Source organism: Aeromonas bivalvium, from assembly GCF_000819765.1.
Taxonomy (GTDB): Bacteria; Pseudomonadota; Gammaproteobacteria; order Enterobacterales; family Aeromonadaceae; genus Aeromonas; species Aeromonas bivalvium.
Window position 1 is genome coordinate 123750 of record NZ_CDBT01000061.1, and the last position, 547, is coordinate 124296.

A 547-nucleotide genomic window follows, 5' to 3' on the forward strand; every position below is an offset into this window, starting at 1 on the left:
TCTCCCCCCCGCCGCTGCGGCGCTCCCTCAGCTCGGTGGGCATGATGCCACGGCGCATCAGGCTGTCGGCGGCAGCCAGTTCGCTCGCCGCCTCCAGCACGCCACTGACCGCCTTGCCGAGCTTGTCGCGTCCCTTGTATGCGAAATTGGCCATGGCTTAACCCAGATCCTCGGCCAGACGCAGCACCTCATCCACCGAGGTGATGCCGCGGCGGGCATAGTCGAGGGCGGTCAGCGCCAGGGGACGGTAGTGGGGATGCTGGCGCGCCGCCCGGGCGAAGCCTTCGGCATCATTGCGGCGCAGGGCATCCATCATCCCCTGATCCAGCTCCAGCAGCTCGTAGACCCCGACCCGGCCGCGATAGCCGGTGAAGTTGCAGCTCTGGCAGCCGCGCCCCTTGTGATAGCTGTACTGGCCAGACGCCTCGCCCGAGAGGGCGGTGAGCCAGCTCCCCTGCCCCTCGTCCGGCGCCCGGGTCTCGCGGCAGTGCTCGCACACCCGCCGCACCAGACGCTGGGCCACCACGGCGCGCAGGGCACTGGCCAC

Annotated in this window: 1 protein-coding gene; it reads right to left on the reverse strand. The window is 70.4% G+C overall.

The features are described 5' to 3' along the window. Nucleotides 1-157: 157 nt before the first annotated feature. Nucleotides 158-547: ATPase, T2SS/T4P/T4SS family (locus BN1119_RS17665; RefSeq protein ID WP_042001205.1), on the reverse strand; the 390-nt coding region annotated here is incomplete at its 5' end.